Genomic DNA, 23,721 nt, shown 5'->3' on the forward strand with positions numbered 1-23,721 from the left:
TGAAATGCCCAATAATTGTACCATATTTATAAAACAATAACCCTTAAAAACAAAATAGTTATGGCATTACGAATCACTAAAAACCAAGAAGTTTTTGAAATTAAAGGAAACATTGTAGCAGAAAATGCCCGTTCTGTACAACACCATTTTGAGAAGTTATTATTTCATTCTGAAAAAGTAGTAGTGTGTCTCGATAAAGTAAAAAAAATAGATGCTTTTGGAGTTAATGTACTTACTCGATTGTTTAAAAATGCAGTAAAAAACAATAAAATCTTCTTTATTATCGGTAAAGAAAATAAGATCGTACGACAGGCATTTGGCAATGTCAACTACATTTTAAGAAGTGATTTTGTCTAACCCCCAAACCCCAAAATACTACCATTATGAAACTACAAATTATAAACACCGCAGGAACCTTTGAAATTATAGGAAATTTAACCCTAGATAATACTGTAATCGTAAAAGAACATTTTAACTACTTATTAGATCATTACGAAGAAGTCGTTATGTGTCTTAACAAGGTTAAAAAAATAGATGAAAAAGGAATTGCAGTACTTAAAGAAACCCATGCCAAAGCAAATAAAAGAAGTAAAGTGTTATTTGTTCTAGGAAAAGAAAATGAGGTAGTTTCAAATGCATTCAAAGAAAACCAAGTAAACTATATTTTTAGAGATAGTTACTAAATCTTTATCACTTAAAAAACGTAATTCATTAAGATACTATAGATTCTTATCCTTTTTGAGTTGTTTTTTAAATAAGGTTGTTATAACTTAGTGTATAACATAAAAAGACGTACCCCACTCGTCCTAAAATCTTAAAACCTAATACCTCTTTTGGATTTTAATACGTTTCTGTCTCTTTCCTAATAAAATAGAAATATAAATGAGATTAGCCATTGTAACTGCGTACCCCCCAAGTAAAGTAACTTTAAATGAATACGCATATCATTTAGTAAAATATTTTAGACAACATCAAGAAGTTTCTGAACTTATATTACTAACAGATGTTACAAACAAAGAAGCTGATATCAATTTTGAAGAAGACGGTTGTAATATTATAGTAAGACAATGTTGGTCTTTTAACAGCTATAGTACTCTTTTTTCAGTAATGAAAGCAGTTAAGCAAACAAAACCCGATGCTATATTGTTTAACCTTCAATTCATGAAATTTGGAGATAAAAAGATAGCTGCAGCCCTTGGTCTATTATTGCCAAAGCGATGCGTTATGAATAATATACCTACCATAGTTTTGCTACATAATATTATGGAACAGGTCGATTTAGAAAGCTCTGGGTTTACTAAAAACAAATTACTGCAAAAAATTTATACTGGCATTGGCACGATGCTAACACGCTTTATTTTGGGTGCGGATATTGTTGCCGTTACTATCGATAAATACGTACACATCTTAAAAGCAAAATATAAGACCGAAGATATAGTTCAAATTCCTCATGGCACTTTTGAATTGCCAGTAGAACCTAATTACCAACTACCCGAAGGGCCTTTGCAAATAATGACGTTTGGAAAATTTGGCACATATAAAAAAGTAGAAATTATGATTGAGGCGGTAGAAAAAGTGCGTTTAAGAACAGATGCAGATCTAGAGATTGTAATAGCAGGAACCGATAACCCGAATGTTCCTGGATACCTTGAATCTATGAAGACAAAATATACTCATGTACCGCAACTAAGGTTTACGGGTTATGTAGAAGAAGTAGATGTTCCTAGAATCTTTGCAGATAGTGCTATGGTAGTATTTCCGTATACCTCAACAACAGGAAGTTCTGGTGTACTTCATCAAGCCGGAAGCTATGGTAAAGCGGTTGTAATGCCAGATTTAGGAGACCTAAGCTTGTTGGTAAAAGATGAAGGGTATAAAGGTGAATTTTTTGACCCTGAAAGCATTGACAGCCTTGCTGATGCTATAGAAAAAATTGTATTAGATCCTGTATACCGAAATACTTTGGAAAAAGCTAATTACAAGGCAGCTACAGCGTTTCCTATGAGTAAAATTACATCAATGTATATAGAGCAGTTCAAGGCAATAAAAGCAAAGAAAAAATAGCTTTAAAACTTAAAACAACACTGTAAAAGCCCCCTCCTTTCATAGATTAACAATTATCTATGTGTACAATTCTTACTTCTAATACATAATAAACTCAGCCTTATCTCCCACTTCTTACTATTTCTATATCATTAACGGGTAGTATTAAATTAGTACTACTATTTTTTTATCCTCATTTCCAACAATCTTTAAAGATAACCAGGCTATTGATCATTTACTGTAAAACGTTAAAAGTCAATAATATTACAATCATCGACACATACCAACTGCTCATCGAAAATAAGGCTCAAAAGCTATCGATTAGGCCCATATTTGTAGTGTAACAAAGAAACATTATTAAAAAAAAGAATAATAATGTTGATACGGTCTTAAAAAAACAAATTCAGAATTAAAATATAAAATTCGATTTAGTAAGGATAAAATTAAAGTTTCGACTTCTTTACTACTTGAATAAAAATATATACAATACTAAATCTGGAAATTAGATCAATACCGACCATCTAATAATAAAAAGATGTTTATAGAATCTGATAGCCTTCGATTTAACATTTTCGTCAAAAATATGCTACACCTGCACCATACTGCAGGTGTTCTTATTTTGAAGAGTTCCTGTTGTTAATTTCCTATAAATTTGAAAGCTGGTTTTTTGTTTCCTTCACGATCAATAAAACCAAAATGCTTTTGTTTGTGTTTACGCCAAGGTAATTTTCCAACAACGGCACTAGGCACTTCTTCAAAATCATAGAGTGTCCAAGACATGTAATGCAAATTTTCTTGCTTTATAATTTCCTGAAATTGCTGATGGTAATCAGCTTGTTTTTTTTGTGAAGCTCCAAAAGGACTCCAAAGTCCTCGATTAGACGATAGTCCAAACTCTTGTAACACAAGAGGTTTTTGAATATTTGTTTTTAATTCTGAATACGAATCTGTAAAACTATTTTGATCAAGATAATAGTGAAAAGATATGATATCCATTTCATCTTGTAAAAGACTTGCAGATTCTATATCAGACCAGCCTATGGTAATCAAGTGATTTGGATCGTATTGTTTTATTTGATGTTTCATTTCTTTTAACCACGCTAATACATTTTCTTTTCCTCTAGTATCAAAATCCAAATTAGGTTCATTCTTTATATCCCATGCTAAGATTGCTTTGTGTTCTTTAAAAGCACTTACAATTTGCTCTGCATGGCGGTGTGTTAAGGTCCAATCTAATACAGAATAATCACCATAAAAATCAAATAAGGTTACAATAACCATAAGCTCTTTATTTTCTGCATTATCAAGAACCTGTTTTAATTTTTCAATTTTTTCTACCTCAACGTTTGCCTTTCCAAACATCTCATAAGGCACAAAAATCCGTATTGTATTTAAGCCTCCATCTAGCAAAATATCAAAATCCTTTCTTATTGCTTTGATATCAAAACTGTCTCCAAACATATCCCATGGTGTTTTTTGCGGATAATAATTAATGCCTTTAATTTGGTATTCTTTATTCTCGACATAGATTATATCATCTATCGTTTTTGCAAAACCGTTAGATTCAATAATGGTGTCTTGCTTTTTACTTTCTTCTTTTACTATATGTCTTACGCGCCAGAAACCATCTTCTAACATTAATAGTACTTGATAATCTGACTTTATTTCGGTCTCAAGTATCATCGTTTCATTTCTATAAACTCTTTGGTATTCTTTTACATTACTATCGGTTAACACGGCTAATTGCCCATCTGCACTATAAAAATCTAAATCTATGGTATGGTTTGTAGTGGTGCTATGTATAGCGATTCCCTGCTCTTTATTAAATTGCAATGTGCTATCAATATTCTTTCTTGCACTCTTGGTATAATAGTCTTCTATTCCTTCATTTTTATTAGTTTGGTATGCAGCATTACGAATATACCAGGCATTAAGGTAATCTTGTTCAATATCAAAAAGCGTTTGTTTTTCCATAGGTCGCCCTGGATTTGTGGTATCTTTCCACACTATTTTAGGCAAGTATATTTGTTCTTTATTTAATGCTAGATGCAACATTGAACTCCTATCGGCTCCGGTATTTAGATATGATAAGGTTTGGCTAATCCCAAAAAGTACTAATACTATTACTCCGACAAAAGAAATAATAATAAATATTCTGTATATGTATCTGTTCCAGCTTATCATTTTAGTCTTATATCGTTATATTTTTTTTCTACTCCCAGTGCCGATATTTCAATAGTATACTCACCAGTATCATAAAAACCTTCTTGCAAAATGAATCGTACCAAACCCTGGCTTGATGATTCTATCTTAGTGTCTATTTTTACTCCATTTTTTATGATATTCATTTTAACTATAGCACCATCTGGAATTAATTGTTCCATAAAGCTTATTAAAGGTCCTACTTTAATTTCTCTATTATGATTCGTAAACTGAACATTAAAATCATCTAATACTGCTTCATATTCTAATAACAGCGTATTACTTTCTGCCATACCGTGTACATAGCCTTTAATTTGCCAAATTTCATGATGACTAGGGTGTAACATTTTAGCAACAGCTTTACCTTCAATAGTTTTTCCTTGGGTGTGTAATAATAATCCACTTTTATCTTTAATTGAAAAATCAACCATGGTACCATCACTAACTATATTACCATTCTCATCTCTAATTATAGAGGTTATAAACTCTGTAATTTGATTACCGTCGGCATAGATATGTTCTCGCTTACTGGTAATTTCAAAATTTTCTGGTAACGAAGGGTAAACTTCTACAGAAAACTCTTTAGATACTGTAGCATGCACTTTTGAGAATAATAGCATTCTACCTGATTGTTTATAAGAAAATATATTTGTCCATGTTATCATATCTTTACTATACAATTCTCGTTCTTCTATTCTATCCAAAAACTGATGTTTCATTATAACCTTAGTACTATCGGCAATAGGGTTATCATAAGAATCATTGGCAAGAACTGTCTGCATTGTATAATCTCTACCCCCAGCAATAATACTAGGAGGACCGATATAAGATTCAAGAAACACTTTTTGTTCTGTGGTAGCTATGATCTTTATTTCCCCGCTGGCAATACCTTTAGATTTATATACCAATGTATACGTTATTCTTCCTTTTTTGTTGGCCATAAAATCTGGAATGTCAAATTGAGTATTATCAGACAGATTAGGTGTTATGACAGTTGTTCCATAGGACGAATGCAGAAAAAGTTCTGTTTCCACAGAATCACTAAGTTTAAAGTCAAGTTGTATATTTTGCCCTGCTTCAAAAGTTGTTGACTTGGTTAACAAAGTAGCTGTAATATTTCTTTTTTGTGTTGTACTATTTGTAAAGGCAATACTGATAGCTATTACTATCGGAAACAGTAACAAAATGATATATCGTTTTCTTTTATTTAATTTCATTAATTCGGGTTTCCTATATAGGTATTCACTTCTAACTTGACATAACTAAAGCCTTTTCCACTTATTGGTATTAGAGGAATTAACTGGTGTTCATATTTTCTTTCTGGTACAACTTTATTGCTTATTTCTTTATTCAACAAACCATTAATAAAAACGTTTTCCAGGTTATTTTCTCCTTTACTAACTGTCGAAATATCTAATAACTTGTAGTCAAAATATTGTTTGCGTTGTGGTCTAATACCTTCTGGTAAATATTGATGATCGACCCATATCAGTTCACTATTCTCATCGTAATATGAAACTAATAACAACGGTATTGTTACCTCTTGGAGACCAGAATTAAACAATACGCCCTCGATATGATCTTTTTGAATAGAAAGTTCATTAATCGTTACTCCTTTATACAAATCCACTGTGGCGACGTTTCCTGCACATTGCAAATCAAAATTAGTAGGCTGCTCCTCTAAATTAACCGGAGTAAATTGATCAGGATCAAATGTTTCTGGTTTGCGCTCTTCATGGTTGGACCAAGCAATACCTTCAAAATTAACGCGAAAACTAGTTATTTCTTTAGGCATTAACTTATGTTTCATTTGATGTTTCACATTAAACATCGCCAATTTTTTATTTGCTTCGTTATATAATGTTCCTGCAATAACAACATCTGCAGGAACATTATCTATATTCTGTATTTCACCAATAATAGCGTATTGTCCATTATTCGATATAATTTTTGCCGAGAGTACTTCTAAAACAGGTTGTTTTAAGACATCTTCATGATAAGTTTGTTCTGAAGTAATTCTACGTCTTCCGTGGTTAAAGTAATTTGGAGTGTTTTCTACAAACAATTGATCTGGTGGAATATCTAGATCATAACTAGACGTTTTAACAAACCATTTCTTATCTTCTTTTATCAATTCATGAAAAAACGTTTTATCAATTTTCTCCAAAGGCGTGACCCATTTTGTAAATGCTTTTACTTTGGCTGTACTATCGGTTTGAGCAATTATGTCGACTCTTATCTCATCTAATTTTGCGTAAGAACTTAAAAGCCCATCTGTTACTGCAATCTCTAACATATACTGATCCTTGGTTTTAGTACTATTTGGATCTAAATAAGAATATGCTCGCTCAAATTCTTTAAAATCCAAGGCGTCATAATATGATTCGGTTACATTTATCGGGCTAATTTGTTTTGCATTTTTTATATACAATAAGTAAAAACCAATTCCAAAAACAATAATCATGAGTACACCCCATATATGACTAATTTTAATTACTGAACTTTTAAAACCATCATAGGCTACTGCAAATTTAAAATACACAGGAAAACTCTTATGTTTAGATTTTAAACCATGGATCCAAATCAATTGTATATTAATAATAAACGCCAATAAAACAGTACCAACAGGTATCAAACCCCACATTAACTTTAAAAAAGTTGGCACGTCTTCTTTTGGTAAAATACTGGATAGCGGGGGAATGTTTAGTTTCTCCCAAACCATAATTCCGTTTTCTAATTGTCTTAATCTTTGCCAACCACAGAAATATAAAATAGGGTCATAAAACTTATCATTAGAAAAGACATATTTTAAATTGTATTTTTCGGGAACGGTAAGGAATTGTTGTAACGAACCTATACCTTCTACACCTCTAAATTTTGAATTTTCAAGACGTTCTACTGCTCTAGTCGTCAATTCTGGTAGTCTTCTTGCAGAGTGATAATTTCCATCAACAGTCATTGCATTTGTCTGCGCAGAAAGCCAAGCCATTTGATCTCCAAAACCAAGTGGTAAAAATCGCCAATGATCGTGTTGATCTTGTTGTAAAAAATTAAGAATAGGAAGCATTTTTATTTTCTGAGGCTGAAAAGGTCTAAAATACCCTAAACTCATAGTAAAGAATACTATAAAAACAAAAGTAGATACAAACAAGCCTCCTAAAACTCTTCGATACACTCCGCCATATTTTTCTTGAATTTTCTGTCTTAAGTCACCTTCAACAAAACGGTAACCAAACTCCCCAAAAATTGGCAATGCCATTATTGAAGCCCATAATGTAAATCTATCTAATGTAAGAATATTAAATGCATTATCCCCAAGCATCATTCTGGGAATAGGAGTAGTCCCCCCTGTTCCTAAAATTGTTAAAAGCGTAAAAGATAATCCAAAAAACAGATATCGTTTACTGTAAAACCGAAACCAGATATAAGGAAGTATAAACAATAAGATTCCCCAAGGAATCAAAAAGAACACCAAACCAGAAGAAGTAACTTCAAAAAAATTATCTCTAGAACCATGCGGAATTGGAACTTGAGTAATTGGGTTATTTTTGGTATTCACCCAATAAGGTAAAATACAAAATATAATGAGCAATAATGAACCAAAACCAAAAACCACTATTCTTTTAAAAAGCGACAAAAAAGTTTTGAAAAATAGAAAAAACCTAACCTCTTTGTAGCTATTTACTTTTTCTCTCGATGCATCCATAATTATCATACCAATTAATGGAAAGATAAAAAAGACCATTCCAAAAATAGGAGTTACATGATGTGAGGTAACTGTAACTGCCAGAAGACTTAAAGCATTTACCAAATACTTATATTTTCCTATTTTGATCCAAAGGTAGATTTCGGGCAGTGCATGAAGTAAAATAGAGAGCCCTACAATACTAGGTAGTTGTCCAAAAATATGTAATGTCTCTATAAATGTAGACGAGAACACTGCAAATATTGCTGTATATCCGGCTACGTTTCTATTCGAGGTAAGTACTAATGCAAATCGATATATCCCGGTTATAAAAAGAATAATACCTATAATAGCCACAGTAAACAGCCCAAATTTTACTCCACCGATGTATGATAACAAACCAATACTTTGATGTACAAGTGGTGGATACCCCATAACTGTAAAACCGGTATACCAACTATAACTCCAAGGGTCAAACCAGTTATTGGCATAGTGATTCCCAAAAAAAAGATGAATTAATGCATCGTAAGTAGACTCTAGTGTAAAAAAAATTGCTGTTCCATGGAACATGACACCTATCAGCAATGCACTAATTAAATACTTATTTGTGGATTTATCCATATAGACTCGCCATAGTTTATGATTTAAATATACAACAAAGGTTTCAGTTTCGACGAATAGCACACCTTCTGAAAAAAACCATTCATCTACAGCAATTCTCTTCTCACCGAATTGTGGCAGATCACGATATCAATGATAATTAATTTTAAAAAAGAACCCCTAATGCTACATTATGAAAACTGGAATTATTATACCCTGTTATAACGAAGAAAAAAGATTAAATACAATTGCATTTTTAAATTGTATACGAACCAATAACAATTTCCACCTATGTTTCGTAAACGATGGAAGTAACGATAATACTATAGATGTATTAAAAGAGTTACAACAATCTAACCCATTTAGAATTAGTGTAATTGATATAAAGAAAAACGCAGGAAAAGCTTCTGCTGTAAGAACAGGTGCAAATTATTTATATACTAGAGGCGATATAGAATTTATAGGTTTTATAGATGCCGATCTATCCACAGATTTTAACGATTTTAACGGACTATTACATACGCTAAAAAGTAATAATGACTTAGATATGGTATTTGGCTCAAGAGCAAAAGATACCTCTGCAACTATCGAAAAAAACGCAATTAGAGGATTATTTTCAAAAATCATTAAAATCCTTGTATACTTTATTTTGAAATTACCTATAGAAGATACACAATGTGGTGCAAAAATCTTTAGGACTAAACTTGTTCCTGTATTATTTAAGAAAAATTTCTTTAGTAGATGGTTATTTGATGTGGAGATGTTTTTAAGAATGAAGGAACACTTTGGAAAAGTCAAAATTTTAAGTAAAATCTATGAACAACCCCTACAGCGATGGGTGCATATGGAGGATTCTAAATTAGGGTTAAGAGATTCTCTAGAAATCCCTTATCGATTGTTATCCATCTGGTTTAATTATACTATTCTTCAAAATTTAAGTTACACCAATATTGAAGAAATCATTGAACCGAGTATAGAGATATTCGGTATGCCCAATACAGCTTTAGCAGCTTAATAATTTAAGGTGACTGTAGGCGAAAACCTGTCAAACTTGTTTTAATTTTGGATAAGTAATAAAACAAGTAGACAGGTTTTTCTTTGTAGACAGGTTTTTCTTTTTGGATTCTTTGACATTATTCTTTTAAAGTGTATTAAAAACCTATAACGAAAAACACCTTCTCTATTTTTGGAATATTCATTCCATCTTTCTAGTTTTGCTATGTGAATAAAAAAGAAAGCATTCTTAAAGCTGCCTTAGAGTTATTAGTTGTAAATGGCATACATGCTACTCCTATGTCTGCAATAGCAAAAGCAGCAAATACTGGCATGGGTACTATTTATAATTATTTCCCTACAAAGGAAATATTAATAAATGCCATTTATATTGATATTAAACAAAAGGAAAAAGCATTACTATTATCACCAATTTCTAAAGAAACTATTAAAGAAGAATTTGAACACTACTATATTGTGGTGATTAATTTTTTCTTAAAAAACCCCGTTTATTTTCAGTTTTTAGAACAACTAAATAGCTCTCCTATTATCTCAGAAGAAAGTAAAAGAGAAGGATATAAAGCTATTGAACCTGTAATCACTTTACTCAAAAAAGGTCAAAAAGAGGGTGTCATAAAAGATATCGATATAGAGGAACTTTTACAATTTTTAGGAGGAGCCATTTTCTCTAATTTAAGATGGTTATTTCATACTACCAATCTAAAAACAATATCGACTTCGAATCAATTAAAATTGGTTTGGGACGCCTTGAAGTTATAATTTTTTTAATCAAAAATGGAATGAACATTCACTCCAAACTATACTCATATGAAAACTATTTATTGGACCTCTACAGGTTTACTATCAATTTTACTATTATGGAGTTCATACTCCTATATTTTTAGTCAAGCAACTATTACGGGAATACGCGCATTAGGGTTTCCTGATCATTTTAGGATACAGCTAGCTGTTTTAAAAATTATTGCTGTTATTATTTTACTTGTTCCCCAAATTCCTTTACAGATAAAAGAGTGGGCATATGCAGGAGTTACCTTCTTCTTTATAACATCAATCGTAGCACATACAGCTCATAAAGATTCTATTTTTATATCACTACTTAACTTACTGTTTATAGCATTAGTATTTATTTCAAGCCTATATCTACATAAATCAAACATCTTATAATCTTATATAAACCTTAAAAAATTAATCAATGAAAAAAATAGCCATTGTTACCGGAACATCATCTGGATTGGGTCTCGAAACATCTATTATACTCGCGCAAAACGGTTTTAAAGTCTATGCTACTATGCGTAACTTAAAAAAACAAGAAGCTCTTATGCAAAGTGCCAAAACAGCATCTGTACATCTAGAGGTTTTACAACTAGATGTTACTGATCAAGAATCTATCGATTCATGTATAAAACTCATATTAGCCAAAGAAGGACAAATAGATTTACTGATTAATAATGCAGGGGCTGGTTTTGCCAAAACTACTGAACAAACTACTGAAGAAGAATTAAAATGGGTTACAGATGTCAACTACCTCGGAGTTGTACGATGTACCAAAGCGGTACTTCCTAGTATGCGAGAAAAAATGAAAGGTCATATTATAAATATTACTTCTGTTGGCGGTTTAGTTGGACAACCATTTAATGAGCTTTACTGTGGTGCTAAGTTTGCTGTAGAAGGATTTACAGAAGCTTTGGCCTCATACATCACCGATCCATTTGGAATAAAGTTTTCTTTAGTAGAACCTGGAGGTATTGTTTCTGAATTTATGAAATCTGCGATGGAAAAAACCATTACAGATGGGCAAATGGCACATCCCGATTATATGCCCATATTAGAAAAGTATATGAGTGGGGTTCAAAAAAGAGCCCAAGAAAGTGCAGATCAAGTATATCAAACTCCTGAAGAAGTTGCTCATGTTATTTTAAAAGTAACTCGATCTAAAAACCCTCCTTTACGAATACGAACTTCGCAATGGGCCGAAGATTTCACATTGCTTAAAACGCAGGCAGATCCAGATGGCACCAAACTCATTCAAGATATAAAAGAGCGGTTTTTGAAGTAAAATCTTCAAAAAAATTATAAAAAAAGGTACTTTAAAACAAAGTACCTTTTTTTATAAACTTATATTCTTATTAAAACGAACATTTAATTTTATCTTACCGCTATTTCCAATACTTATTCGCTGCAGAAATTGTTTGAAAATTCACAGCAATCACATGCGATGCTGCAGTAAGACCAGAAGCGCTATTTGCATACTCCTTCCTCAATTTTTTTAAAACTTCTATATCTGGTTGTGTAGACTTCACTCCCATTCTTGATAGTTTTATCGCTAATTCATATCCTTCTTGTGGGTTCTTGGTAATTAGGCTTTCTAACCATATTTCTTTTTTTTCCATATTATAATAATCTTAATTAAGTTTATTCTGAGTACTTGTTACTTTGCTTATTTTCTTGGAGTCTACCTACAAATGCTACGGCATATGAAGAAGATCTGAATTTTAAAATAGGATCATCTATAAAAATGATTTAAATCAAATTAATAATCGTAAAGGAAATACTGAATGCTACACTCATAACAAGTAAATTAAAACTTATTTTGGGTTTTTGCTGAGATAAAATAGCCGCATTATAAAACATACACATGATGGTTATTATAAATAATTGAATCATTTGTATTGCAGAGTTCCCGTTCATTAATATAAACATAGCGGCTACTGATCCTAAACAACTTTGTCCTATAATTGCAATAGGAGAATATCCTATTATTCCTTTTGAATACTCTTTTAAATAACTATGATAAATTTTCATTTTTCTTTTTTTATGAAACCAAGAATACAATACTGGTTTCGATTAAACATTGAGTCACTTTATCATTAGGGTCTGCTTTTCCAAATCGTTAAATATTGGCTTGTTGCCATTTTTCTTGCTGCATCTTTTGCTCTTTGCGCCAATTCGCCTTCATACAATGCATCTATTGTAGTAAACCATAACTCTAACCATTTCCCAAAATGAACTTGAGTAATACTGTGGTTTAAATTTTTATCCACATTTTTATGTACCTGCCCTGGGTTTCCTTTAAAACAAGCTTGTCCAAATAATGCCGTGACCCAAAAATCTGTGAGTTTTTCTAAATGCATTGGCCAGTTATTTTCGGGAATATGGCTATTAAATATTGGTCCCAGTAATTCATCTTTTTGAATGGTTCTATAAAAAGTTGATACCAGAACAAAAACATCATCTCGATTACGTATTTCTTCCATCTTTTTATTTTATACCAGTACGCATCAAGCAAATATTGATATGTACTGGCGTATTAGTTTAGTTTCTTTTTTTTAGACAATAGATCGTTTCTTGAATAGCGAACCAACAGAAATAGAATATTCCTACCGAGAATATAATATCACCTATCATACGCAACCATTTTAAAGTTTGCACGACTGGTGAGTACAGTAATTCTGCATCTCTCGCAAAAGAATATCCCTTTGTTATCGAGGTATACGCCTGGATAATACCAACAGGAAGGAGGCTTAGAATCACCATGGCACTTAACCCAATATTTAAGAACCAAAATGCTCTTTTTAATTTTTGATTATTCCATTTTCTATCTGAATAAAATCGAAGACATATAATAATAAATCCCATACCGAGCATACCATATACTCCAAATAGCGCTGTATGAGCATGCACAGCAGTCGTATTTAATCCTTGTATATAGTATAAAGCAATTGGTGGATTAATTAGGAAACCAAATACACCTGCTCCTACCATATTCCAAAACGCAACCGCTATAAAGAAAAATATTGGCCATTTATAATTTTGTATCCATTGATTTGACTTTAAGAGGTTCCAGTTTTCTCTTATTTCAAACCCCATTAAAGTAAGAGGTACTACTTCTAAAGCACTAAATGTTGCTCCAAGCGCTATTGCTTGTACGGGAGTACCTGAATAGTATAAATGGTGTAATGTACCTATAATTCCTCCTGCTAAAAAGATTGTAGCCGAAGCTATAGATGCTTTACCTGCTGTTTTTGCTGATAAAATCTTCATTCTTAAGAATATAAAAGCAATGACTACTGTTGCAAAAACTTCAAAGAAACCTTCAACCCATAAATGCACCAACCACCACCTCCAATAGTTTATCACAGGCAAACTACTATTTTCACCATACATCAATCCAGAGAAAAAGAACATTCCTATGGCTATTACTGATATTAAAAGTATAATCAATAAGTGTTTGGTATCGTCATTTTTTCTAATACCATAGAGTACATGTCTTCCTACCATGATCACCCATAACACTAAACCAACTGCAAGAAAAATCTGCCAAAAACGCCCCAAATCCATATACTCATACCCTTGATGTCCAAAGAAAAAGTTTGTTGTTAAGTCCAAAAATTGATGTACTCCCAACCATTCACCAAGCAACGACCCTAATACGATAACTAGTAAGGCCGAAAAGAGAAAATTAATCCCGAAAACCTGATACTTCATTTCTTTGCCACTAATCATCGGGGCTAAAAATAAGCCTGTAGCTAACCAAGTGGCAGCAATCCAAAACACGGCTAATTGTGTATGCCATGTTCGAGTAATAGCATATGGCAAGATACTGGCTAAATCGAAGCCAAAAAATGCTTGCCCCTCTACAGTATAATGCACCGTTAAAATTCCAAGAATAATCTGTAATCCTATTAATAAAGAAATTACTATAAAATATTTTAATACCGATTTTTGGGATCTTGTAAGTAGTATATCCGTAAGAGGATCTTCATTTGGTTGAACAACCGCCTCTCCTTTCTCATGATTTCTGATATAATAATAGGTAAGTACCCCAATAAACAATAGTAGTAAGACTACCGAAAACCCAGACCAAATCTGAGAATCTGGTGTAATTGTATTATCTATTAATGGTTCATGCGGCCAGTTCGAAGTATATGTATAGGTTTCATTAGGTCTATTGGTACTTGCCGCCCAAGAAGTCCAAAACAAGAATGCATTTAACTGCGCTAATTTCTCGGTATCTACTAATGCTCCTTTTTGAATAGCATATTGCTCATGTCCTTCAGAGAATATAGTCGCATAATAGCTTGAGTTTTGTTTGATCGCATCATATCTAGCTTTAGATATTGTAATACTTTTAGTAGTATGGTTATATGTGTTTGTTTTAACATTTTTAATCAAACGTGCCTTTAATGCGGCTTTTTCTTCTACACCCAGATTATCGTAATTGTCATTGTAATCTTTACGAGCCCATGCATCTAACATAAACACAGCTTCTTTATGTATCCAATCTGCAGTCCAATCCGGAGCTACATAGCTACCGTGTCCCCAGATAGAACCAACCTCCATCCCTCCTATTGATTCCCAAACGTTTTGTCCTGTTTGAATATCATTTTTTGTAAATACGACTGCTCCGGTTTCTGATACAATTACCAAATCCGGTATTGGGGGTTGTGTTTGATAAATTTCTGTTCCAACCCATATTAAAGCAATGAATGACAGTATAACTACACTCGAAAATCCAATCCAAATTTTTCTCATTTCTATATTTTTAATTTATAGGGTTGTTTTAGATTATATTTTTAACTCTGCCTGTTGTATCCAAACTTGAAATTGATAATCGCACAATAGCATCATCTATACATTTTAGATCATGTGGTACATTAGCATCTAACGCTATTATATCCCCCTTTTTAAGGAATTGTTTATTGCCATTAACTCCAAAATCAATTGCTCCTTCGAATATTTCAATGACTATAGGAAAAGGAGCTTTATGCTCTTTCATTACTTGCTTACTTTTCATAACAATCCTAATCTCTTTAGAAGTTTCTGTTTTTAGTAAAACTGTAATCGCCGGTTTGTCCTTTTTGTATACTAGGTTTTCTGTTAAAGATCCTGTTTTCATAATTTTCTTAATTTTCATTTATCAGTTTAAAAGACATTCCGTTAATCTTTTCGTTTACTAGTATTTGGCAAGACAAACGACTCATCTTTGTGCTATTTTGTAATTTATTTAGGGTTTGTATTTCTGTAATATCTTTATCATCAATTAAGATCGAAAGAGGTTTAATATGGCATGTTCCGCATAATCCTTTACCACCGCAATCCCCTATCTCTTCATAATAATTATCAATAATCAATTCCATCAAATTGGGATATTCGTATCGTTTAAAATCAATTTTATGAATCTCATTAAAAGCATCAATAATGGTTACGCTCAACCTTGTCATTGTTTTCATAAGTCATATCTTTTTAGTGCTACTCTTTTCCAGATATATTTTAAAAAGCATCATTCCGTAGGCGAAAAGACTTATTACTTTTAGTATTTCGAACAATACATACCATAAATGCAATCTGCTTTTGGGAACATCTACTCCTTGAATAATCAAATCTGCACGATGATCTAATGCTGGTAATAACCAAATAGTTTGTAAGCCTAAGATTAGTAATGAGATGCCTAAAAAGTATTTTCTTTTTATCTGCTTATACATTGGTTTTGAATAGATCATAACTACAAGTATTGCTAATGCACAAGTAATCTCAACTTTGTTTAGGGCATTAAAAACTAATTGTCCAATTCCTAAACCTATCTCGGTAGTAATACCAGGAGCTTGAAACTTCAACCAAGCTTCCATAAAGCTAATGGCGCCTACAAATCCCAACCAGATAAAATTGATTGCTATGACGTATTTGATATATTGATATTCTATTTTCATAAAAGATTAAAAGACCTTTTTATCCTTTTTATATTTAAATTTTTTTTATCTCTTTAAAATGGTAAAATCTGTATTCATATCTTCTGCAATGGATAGTAAGGATGTATTTTCTAACATATTTCTTAAGCCATCTCTTATCTCTACAAACTTAAAATGAAGTGGGCAAGGAGAGTTAGCATCACATTGTTTTAATCCTAAACCACATCCTGTATAAATAGCATCCCCATCTAAAACACTCACGACCTCACTAAGTTTTGTGTTCATTTTATTGTCTTCTATTGTAAAACCACCATAAGGACCTTTTACTGATTTTACGATATTACTGCGAGTAAGTTGTTGTAAAACTTTAGCCGTAAATGCTTGTGGCGAGTTTATTTCTTCTGAAATAGTACTTAGACTAACCATATTATTTTTAGTGGTTTGTTGTGCAATAAAAATTACTGCTCTAAGACCATATTCACAAGACTTTGAAAACATATATAAAATATTAGAGCACAAAACTAACTAATTATTTTATAACGGACAAAAATATCCTTTATAAAACTTACTAAAATTCATATTCTTAAAATTTACCAAAGATTTTTCTAAACCAAAACACCTTGTTGAGAAGTTTTTTTAGGCTTTTTATATGTACGTCCATACCAAAGTAAAACACCACTTACAGGCAATGATGCGCATAATAAGCTTACTAAAAAAGCAATTATTTTACCGATTATCCCGCCAATAGCACCAATATGGATATCATAATTCATCCGGATCACTTTATCTGCAAATTTAGCGTCTTTATACTTGCCGTAAATACTAGTTGTTTCTAGTTCTTGTAATGTGTTTTGATCAAAGAAGAGGTAATCCATATTATAATATAATCCCTTAGAATTGCTTACTTCGACTAAAATAGAGGTCGTATCATTTTCGGGATAATGCAATTCGTAACTAACAGCATTTGTATATTTTTGTTGTAAAAGAGGCACAAGTTTATTGTAAGCTGGTTCATCTTCTGATTCGATAACATAAGATTGCGTACTGTTAGGTATAATAAATTGAGGAGCTTTATCACCTCCAGATACTTTATACGCTATAAAATAAAACCAATTAAACGCCATTACACATCCTGTAAAAGCTAGTAACAATCCTAATGAAGAGACATAGAAACCAGTTACTGTATGAAGGTCAAAGTTTTTTCGTTTCCAACGTGTTTTAGAGTTCCAATCAAATTTTAAACGCTGCCGCCAATTCTTTTTATTTCTGGGCCACCACAAAAATAATCCGCTAATCATTATGATTAAAAACATTAAAACCGAGTATGATACTACTCTTGATCCTATTGCATCAGGCAACCACAAACGAAGGTGTCCTTTTAATATAAAACCAAAAAAACCAGAATTGTTATTTACTCTTTTTATAAAATCCCCAGAATAAGGGTCTAAAAAAACACTGTGATAAAAAATCTCAGGTTCTGCTTCATAAAATACAACTTCTATGGCTTCATTGGATTGACCGTAAATCACGCCATGAATGGTTTTATTTGGGATAATTTCTTCTGCGATTTTTTTTATGTTAGAAGCTGTAATAAAATCTTCATGTCTAGGCGTTACATATTTATAGTCATCATAAAAACTTTCTATTTCGTCTTTAAAAACCCACAAACATCCTGTTATTGAAACTATAAAAAGTACAACTCCCGTAATCAACCCTAATATTTTATGAAGTTGTAAAATTGTTTTACGTCTGTTTGCTTTTTTATTCTTTTTTATAGTTTTCATTTATCTATTGGTATAAAAGTATTTGCGCCCAGAAAAGTCTTGCTGAACGCAAATATCTATCCGAAAAAATTGTTATTTATTAATCTTGTAGACTCTATTGTAGCCTAAAGAACCCCTTTATTGTTTTACCAATAATTTTTGCTCCTTTAGTTCCAGTAGCACTTGCTATATCAACTTGATATACATACGCATCTGTTGCAGTTTCAATACTTACATACGCTTTACCATTTTCAACTAAAATTGGTGACGAATATCGTTTTGCATGCAGTGGTATATTAGCAACATCGGTAACAGTTTTTTCAACCAAATCGATGATCACTAATTTTTGATTAAATACAGTTCTTCCAAAAGCCTCCCATTTATTACCTGTATCATTGGTTAGTATACGAGCAATCGCTTTATTACCACCTGCATAATCTAACGAAAATAACTTACCACCACTTGTTACTTCTTCTACATTAAAGAAGTAATCAGTATCAAACTCTGTTTCATTATTTTTGATTCTTAAAATCCCTGATGGTTTTGTTGATGCTTCAGAGAAACCAGCCATAACAGCACCACAAGAAAAAGAATATAAATCTCCGTTATCTGCCTCTATCAAACCTGTAGTCGTACCATTAACTCCAATATTACTAGTCCTACTATCTGTAATAATTTTTTCTGGAGTCGTTCCTATATTGGGGTATGAATACACAGCTACAAAAGCTTCATCAGGGTCAGTTGTACCAAGATCAACAGCCGCTCCTTCATCATTAAATTCATTTTTTATTTTTTGAAACGGAATAAATAGTTTATCTCCTCTTATCTGCAATGCAGTAGGCCATGAAATTTTAGTATTTCGAGGATCAGCATTAGGTTCTACAAAAATTTGAATGTTAGAAATTTGTTTTACTAAGCCAGTCTGTGCATCGATAACATGTAATCTTCTAGTTGGTAAATCTCTCGCTATTTCCATAGCTAAAAGTGTATTGCCATCATCACTAGCTCCAAACATCTCTAAGGCGTTTTCAAAAATAAAACCTCCTCTTTTTTCTATGAATCCTTCTCCATTATCGGCATAGGCAGTACCTTGATTATCTTCACTATATCCCGTAGAAAAAAGCGTTTTACCTACTGGATAGAAAAATCTCCAGCTTGTAAGTTCGATACCTGTTCCTACTGCTGAAATTTCTCCAGACATGATATCTTCTTTACTTACTATATAGTCGGTTTCATTATCACCGGTTGTTCGTAACGCCATAACAAAACCTTTAGAAGATTGACCAGTTACTGCTGGCTCTGTTACGCCTCCTCCAGTAGGAACATCATCATCACTACTACAGGCTGTTAAACCAAGCAAGCCCAGAATAGCTATTGATAAAGTAGTTATTTTTAATTGTTTCATTTTATACTTAATTTTAATTGTGAATACTTACTATTTATTGTAAAAAATATCTGAATTTCAGATAAATTGCTCTTCCTGGTTTTTGAATTCTGAAGTTATCAAAGACCAAGTCATCCATTAAATTAGTCACTGAAGCAGAAAGGTTATATCTACCCTCTTTCCAACTATAATCTATATCTAATCCATGTATATTTTGTGCAGGTATATCATTCTTATCTAAAGGGTTACCGTTATTTTCTGTTTTCAGGAAAAAAGATTCTGTGAACGAATAATTCCAATATATTGCTAGTTTATCCTTTAAAAACTTAGCTCCAAGTCTGGTATTCCAGAAAAAATAAGGGATATTAGGCACTCTACTATTAAAAGCAGCATTCTCAAAGCCTTCATCAAACCTGTCTTTATCAATGATATCTTGATATGTAAAATTAAACTGTGCTTCAAATCGATTTATGAACAATGCTTTGATTCCAGATTCTATACCTTTTGTAGTAACATCAGTAAGATTATCAAACTCGCTAAAAATCCCTTCAGGTCTTTTTAAACGGATAAAATTATTTGATTGTCGGTAAAACAGATTAATATCATATGCTATTTTAAAAGTAGAAAAAGTAGTATTTAAGCGCCCTCCCAAATTAATATTATCGCTTTCTTCAGGTTGTAAATCAAAGTTGGGGGTTATAAACAATCCGTTTCCGAGTAACTCATAACTTTCAGGAATTCTATAGGCTTTTTCATATGATGCTTTTAGTGTTAAATCTCTTATCGGCCTTATTGCCAAAGAGAGACCGTACCCTGTAGTAGAAAAATCAATAGTTTGGGCTATAGCTCCATTGCTGTTTTCTTGGTCGGCCGAAAATAAATAATGCTTACCGAAGAAAGTAACATCATAAATATTTTGAGAATTTTTTAGCGTGTATGAAAGTCCAAATACATTCTTTTTTAGTGAACTTGGAGCTCTAAAAGAAGTATTGTTAAGGTTTACATCGTCTTTACCTTTTCGTTTTAAAAAATTAAAAGCATGATTACCCTCTATAGTATGGTTATCATTTAAAGAGTACTTTATATTAAATTGACTATTTGCTACCAGATCAGTAAGACGAAATAATGATCTGGCTACCCCTAATTCTCCTAATTGATCAGATTCATCTCTTTCGATAAAATTACCTGTCCAATTATACTTTCGAGTGCTGGTATCATCATAAGTTTCTTTGACGTTACCTACTAGACCAGATGCGCGAAGTTCTAAATTACTAATCGTTTTTTGGTAAACAGTTGATAATAAATACGTTTTTCCTTCTGTATTAAAATCACCTAAAGCTCTAAAAATATTATTATCAGGATGCTGGTAATTATTTTTATTGAAAGTATTGAGCAATCGGAAATACCATTTATCTGCATACGCCTTATCAAAAACTCCAAATTCTGCAGACAACATTGCTGAAGTATATTCGTCATTAAATCTCTTAGCATCAATATTGCCTAAAAAATTACCCAATTCTAAATCAAAAACAGGGACATCTTTCATTATGTAATCATTGTCTGAATAATTAAAAAAAGACGTAAACCTGAAATAGTAATTCCTTTTACCTATTAATTGAGTATTTAGTGCTACTCTATGCGTATTAAATGACCCTACACTGTAGCTTGCGTCTAAATAGTTTTTATTTTTATATCCTGTGTTAATATTAATAGCCCCTCCAAGTGCATCGGACCCTAAAGAAATAGGAACCACTCCCTTATAAACTTCTATAGATTCCACGAGGTTAATAGGGAAATTATTGAGGGTTAATGTAGAACCAAAATTTTCCATAGGAACACCATCAATAAAGTATCTGATTTGATTTCCTGTAAGTCCATTTAGTGCTAATTTAAAATTAGAACCTAACCCTCCTACCTCTCTTATATTAACTCCTGGTATGCTTTTGATCACTTGGTTAATATCGGTACTTGAATTTTTAAGGTTTTTTGCCTCTACAATATTGAGATTATAGCCCTTACTCCGTTTTTTTTCATTTTCTGTTTTACTTTTTATTACAACATCGTTTAATTGCTCTATATCTTCCTGTAAAATGATGGTTAGGGATACCGTTTCAGAAGTTATTACAACTTTTTGTGTATTCTTTTTAAACCCTATATAACTGGTCTCTAAAACATAGGTACCTTGCGTAATGGGAATAGTAAATTTTCCTTCAAAATCACTAATTGCTCCTACTCCTTTTAATTCAAGTATTTGAATTGAAGCTCCCACTATTGGATCAGAATTATGGTCTACAATTTTTCCTTTAATGCTGCTCTGAGCAACACATGATATTGCTACAAAAAACAGAAAAAAGACACTCCATTTTTTTTCTAAAATATTCACTGACGATTACAATTTTTTTTAAACTATTTAGTTAGACTTTATAATTATTATTTATATTTGGTCTAAATAAACTTAGTTGCAAAATTACTGTCTACAGAAAGAGAAAAATGACGTATTATGGATAAAAAAAGACGTAAAAAAACGTCGCTTAAAACCGAAACCAAAAACCTGAAAAACAAATGTAGTCTATACGCTATCTCTCAATTATTAACAACTCAAGAAGAGTGTGGGCTTATTTCAAAAAAATTTAAATTTTTAGATACCTATGGAGTTGGATATTTTGAATATCATCAATTTGATGGGTTGCATATAAGTCTATTTGATGCTATTTTAAAAAAAGACTTTGTAATTCATGGTTATTTATCTAAACAATTCTTAGAACTTTCTTTTTTAATAGAAGGAGAACAGATCATCTCTATTGATAACAATACTAATGACATCATTTATGAAAGTCAAGAATGTTATCTTATATATGTTCCTGAAGTAAGTGGCTCTATTGCTTATCATAAACGCAAACGTTTAAAAGAGATAAAAATTAGAATGGATACTACATTTATCCAAAGGCACCGTCTTAATGAATCTTATAATATTCTTGAACGATTCGCATTAAAAAATCTACAAAATGGTTTTACAATGCCTTTGTGTACAAAAACTCAGGAAATATTAACTCAAATTTTACTAGACCAACGTAAAGGATTATTAAAACGTTTATTTTTAGAATCTAAAACCTTAGAATTAATCGCATTAAAACTTGACTCAAAAAAAGTCTCTAATCCAAAAGTTTCAATTCAAACAGATCACCTCATTAAAAAACTATATCAAACACAATTTTTAATTTCTTCAGATCTTTCTATACAATATTCGATACCATTATTAGCTAGAAAAATTGGATTAAATGATTTTGTATTAAAAAAGGAATTTAAAAGAGTTTTTGGTCAAACAATTTTTGAATATGCTACCGAACAACGTATGAATAAAGCCAAAGAGCTTTTACATCACAGTTCGAAACCTATTTATGAAATTTCAGAACATGTAGGATATAAAAATTCTACACACTTTACGGCTGCATTTAAAAAAATAGCGGGTATTACTCCAAAAAAATACAGAGACAAGGGTATTTCTGAAAAAAATTAATTGATTAAAACTTTTGACTTTCGAAATTGTGCTTTGGCTAAAATCTCCATTCTGCGAAGGTCTAAATTACTAATTTTCATACATGCATCCACCCAAACATCGGTAATCTCGATTAGTTCTTCTTTTTTTAAGGGAAAAACCTTTTTCTTACAAATACTATGGTAATATTCAAAATTAAATCTTTCATTAAGTTTTTTTGCCAAACTATGTAATCCCACCGTAGCCGATTCTTTTTCTGCTATTGTATTGATAAGCCCCAATGATTCAAAATATCTAGCATTAAATACTTTTCCACTGCGGATAATTCTATCAGCATCTACGGTATTTAATTTACGAAATAGCAGACTGTAAGCTCCCATTCCTGGAAATAAATTAAATTTATTTTCAGGTAATCCTAATTTAACTCCTTCTGTCGCTATCATAAAGTCATGGGCAAGCGCAAATTCAAACCCTCCTCCGTAGGCATTGCCTTCTAATAGGGCAACTGTAATCACTGGTAAATTAAAAGAGGTGTACATGGTATACATCGCATCGATACATAAATGCGCATATTCTTGTAATTTACTAATATTCTTATTTTTAATATTATTCAAAAAAAATGGTAAATCACCTCCCATATTATAGACTCCTTTATGCTCAGAGGCTGATACTATAAATTTCAAAGGACGATTTGGATGAGAAAAAAAATCTTGCACCCATTCACTAAATTCTTTAAACTCTTGAAGTCCTTTTAAACAAAAGTTTGGCATTCCTGTATCTTTTATTTTCCATAACAAAAGCTCTTCATGTTTAAAATAATCTACTGTAATACAATCAAATTCTCGCAT

The 23,721-nt window shown here is 31.8% G+C and carries 23 protein-coding genes; 8 read left to right on the forward strand and 15 right to left on the reverse strand.

Annotated features, from left to right (window positions below):
• The first annotated feature begins 60 nt into the window (after positions 1–60).
• The 3 genes from AWE51_RS00725 to AWE51_RS00735 all read left to right on the forward strand — a co-directional run bounded on the left by AWE51_RS00725 (position 61) and on the right by AWE51_RS00735 (position 2,064).
• Entirely contained in the window at positions 61–357 is a 297-nt protein-coding gene (locus AWE51_RS00725) for an STAS domain-containing protein (protein WP_066308092.1), read from the forward strand.
• A 26-nt stretch (positions 358–383) separates the two neighbouring features.
• Entirely contained in the window at positions 384–683 is a 300-nt protein-coding gene (locus tag AWE51_RS00730; protein WP_066308097.1) for a hypothetical protein, read from the forward strand.
• A 199-nt stretch (positions 684–882) separates the two neighbouring features.
• A complete protein-coding gene (locus tag AWE51_RS00735; protein ID WP_066308100.1) occupies positions 883–2,064 on the forward strand; it encodes a glycosyltransferase in 1,182 nt (393 codons plus the stop codon).
• Between the two features lie 615 nt (positions 2,065–2,679).
• Here AWE51_RS00735 and AWE51_RS00740 read toward each other — a convergent pair.
• The 3 genes from AWE51_RS00740 to AWE51_RS00750 are packed head-to-tail and all read right to left on the reverse strand — an operon-like array spanning position 2,680 to position 8,551.
• Positions 2,680–4,227, reverse strand: a complete 1,548-nt coding sequence (locus tag AWE51_RS00740) for a glycoside hydrolase family 2 TIM barrel-domain containing protein (protein ID WP_066308106.1) — start codon at positions 4,225–4,227, stop codon at positions 2,680–2,682.
• A complete protein-coding gene (locus tag AWE51_RS00745; protein WP_232517316.1) occupies positions 4,224–5,462 on the reverse strand; it encodes a hypothetical protein in 1,239 nt (412 codons plus the stop codon). Before AWE51_RS00745 ends, AWE51_RS00740 begins: the two co-directional genes overlap by 4 nt.
• Positions 5,462–8,551 (reverse strand): hypothetical protein, encoded by a 3,090-nt coding sequence (locus AWE51_RS00750; RefSeq protein ID WP_066308109.1) that lies wholly within the window; start codon positions 8,549–8,551, stop codon positions 5,462–5,464. The genes AWE51_RS00745 and AWE51_RS00750 overlap by 1 nt, the downstream gene beginning before the upstream one ends.
• Before the next feature lie 172 nt (positions 8,552–8,723).
• Between AWE51_RS00750 and AWE51_RS00755 the strand changes: the two genes are divergently transcribed.
• The 4 genes from AWE51_RS00755 (at position 8,724) to AWE51_RS00770 (ending at position 11,600) form a co-directional block, all read left to right on the forward strand.
• Positions 8,724–9,545 (forward strand): dolichyl-phosphate beta-glucosyltransferase, encoded by an 822-nt coding sequence (locus tag AWE51_RS00755; protein ID WP_066308112.1) that lies wholly within the window; start codon positions 8,724–8,726, stop codon positions 9,543–9,545.
• Positions 9,546–9,751: 206 nt separating this feature from the next.
• On the forward strand, positions 9,752–10,303 hold the full coding sequence (locus tag AWE51_RS00760; protein ID WP_066308115.1) for a TetR/AcrR family transcriptional regulator: 552 nt from the start codon (positions 9,752–9,754) through the stop codon (positions 10,301–10,303).
• A 48-nt stretch (positions 10,304–10,351) separates the two neighbouring features.
• A complete protein-coding gene (locus tag AWE51_RS00765; RefSeq protein ID WP_066308117.1) occupies positions 10,352–10,708 on the forward strand; it encodes a DoxX family protein in 357 nt (118 codons plus the stop codon).
• Between the two features lie 28 nt (positions 10,709–10,736).
• A complete protein-coding gene (locus tag AWE51_RS00770) occupies positions 10,737–11,600 on the forward strand; it encodes an SDR family oxidoreductase (protein WP_066308120.1) in 864 nt (287 codons plus the stop codon).
• Positions 11,601–11,700: 100 nt separating this feature from the next.
• Here AWE51_RS00770 and AWE51_RS00775 read toward each other — a convergent pair whose 3' ends face one another.
• From AWE51_RS00775 to AWE51_RS00825, 11 genes are all read right to left on the reverse strand, one after another.
• On the reverse strand, positions 11,701–11,934 hold the full coding sequence (locus AWE51_RS00775) for a hexameric tyrosine-coordinated heme protein (protein ID WP_066308123.1): 234 nt from the start codon (positions 11,932–11,934) through the stop codon (positions 11,701–11,703).
• A 130-nt stretch (positions 11,935–12,064) separates the two neighbouring features.
• Positions 12,065–12,346 (reverse strand): hypothetical protein, encoded by a 282-nt coding sequence (locus tag AWE51_RS00780; protein ID WP_066308125.1) that lies wholly within the window; start codon positions 12,344–12,346, stop codon positions 12,065–12,067.
• 65 nt (positions 12,347–12,411) lie between these two features.
• Positions 12,412–12,798: a group III truncated hemoglobin gene (locus AWE51_RS00785; protein WP_066308127.1), complete on the reverse strand. Its 387-nt coding sequence runs from the start codon at positions 12,796–12,798 to the stop codon at positions 12,412–12,414.
• Between the two features lie 58 nt (positions 12,799–12,856).
• A complete protein-coding gene (locus AWE51_RS00790; RefSeq protein ID WP_082832259.1) occupies positions 12,857–15,076 on the reverse strand; it encodes a nitric-oxide reductase large subunit in 2,220 nt (739 codons plus the stop codon).
• 28 nt (positions 15,077–15,104) lie between these two features.
• The gene (locus AWE51_RS00795; protein ID WP_066308527.1) at positions 15,105–15,440 is read right to left on the reverse strand and encodes a cupin domain-containing protein; all 336 of its coding nucleotides are present in this window, start codon (positions 15,438–15,440) and stop codon (positions 15,105–15,107) included.
• 7 nt (positions 15,441–15,447) lie between these two features.
• The gene (locus tag AWE51_RS00800; RefSeq protein WP_066308131.1) at positions 15,448–15,774 is read right to left on the reverse strand and encodes a 2Fe-2S iron-sulfur cluster-binding protein; all 327 of its coding nucleotides are present in this window, start codon (positions 15,772–15,774) and stop codon (positions 15,448–15,450) included.
• Between the two features lie 3 nt (positions 15,775–15,777).
• Complete coding sequence (locus tag AWE51_RS00805; protein ID WP_066308133.1) at positions 15,778–16,251, reverse strand: hypothetical protein; 474 nt, start codon at positions 16,249–16,251, stop codon at positions 15,778–15,780.
• 45 nt (positions 16,252–16,296) lie between these two features.
• Positions 16,297–16,728, reverse strand: a complete 432-nt coding sequence (locus AWE51_RS00810) for an RrF2 family transcriptional regulator (protein WP_066308135.1) — start codon at positions 16,726–16,728, stop codon at positions 16,297–16,299.
• Positions 16,729–16,835: 107 nt separating this feature from the next.
• The gene (locus tag AWE51_RS00815; RefSeq protein ID WP_066308138.1) at positions 16,836–18,014 is read right to left on the reverse strand and encodes a PepSY-associated TM helix domain-containing protein; all 1,179 of its coding nucleotides are present in this window, start codon (positions 18,012–18,014) and stop codon (positions 16,836–16,838) included.
• A 94-nt stretch (positions 18,015–18,108) separates the two neighbouring features.
• Positions 18,109–19,398, reverse strand: a complete 1,290-nt coding sequence (locus AWE51_RS00820) for a DUF4374 domain-containing protein (RefSeq protein ID WP_066308141.1) — start codon at positions 19,396–19,398, stop codon at positions 18,109–18,111.
• 34 nt (positions 19,399–19,432) lie between these two features.
• Positions 19,433–21,760 (reverse strand): TonB-dependent receptor, encoded by a 2,328-nt coding sequence (locus tag AWE51_RS00825; protein ID WP_066308143.1) that lies wholly within the window; start codon positions 21,758–21,760, stop codon positions 19,433–19,435.
• Between the two features lie 117 nt (positions 21,761–21,877).
• Between AWE51_RS00825 and AWE51_RS00830 the strand changes: the two genes are divergently transcribed.
• Positions 21,878–22,894, forward strand: coding sequence for a helix-turn-helix transcriptional regulator (locus tag AWE51_RS00830; RefSeq protein WP_099098755.1), 1,017 nt, complete (start codon positions 21,878–21,880; stop codon positions 22,892–22,894).
• Here AWE51_RS00830 and AWE51_RS00835 read toward each other — a convergent pair.
• Positions 22,891–23,721, reverse strand: coding sequence for a crotonase/enoyl-CoA hydratase family protein (locus tag AWE51_RS00835; RefSeq protein WP_066308530.1), 831 nt, complete (start codon positions 23,719–23,721; stop codon positions 22,891–22,893). The genes AWE51_RS00830 and AWE51_RS00835 overlap by 4 nt on opposite strands.

Source organism: Aquimarina aggregata, assembly GCF_001632745.1.
In the GTDB taxonomy this organism is placed as follows: Bacteria; Bacteroidota; Bacteroidia; order Flavobacteriales; family Flavobacteriaceae; genus Aquimarina; species Aquimarina aggregata.